The following is a 276-nucleotide window of genomic DNA, read 5'->3' on the forward strand; positions in this document are numbered from 1 at the left end:
GGGGATTGCACCCGACGTCGAGCTGAAGCTCGTCGGTTCGAGCAGGACGAAACCGCTGGCGAACGCGTCGCTCGAAGCCGAATTGGCAGCGTTGCCTAAGCGACGCCCTGACTTGATTGCGCTGCAGGCAGGCTACGAAGCGCAGGAGCAGAAATACCGTGCCGCGATCCTCAACCAGTTTCCGAGCCTGACGGTCGGATTCGATCGTGCACGTGACACGTCCGGCATCTATACGACCGGTTTCCAGATCGCATTGAGCCTGCCGATCTTCAACCG

The 276-nt window shown here is 60.5% G+C and carries 1 protein-coding gene; it reads left to right on the top strand.

Annotation, left to right across the window (positions count from 1 at the left end):
* Positions 1–276: TolC family protein (locus SB724_RS19965; protein WP_410572558.1), on the top strand; the 276-nt coding region annotated here is incomplete at both ends.

It is taken from the genome of Bacillus sp. SIMBA_031, from assembly GCF_046535225.1.
GTDB lineage: Bacteria > Bacillota > Bacilli > Bacillales > Bacillaceae > Bacillus > Bacillus velezensis.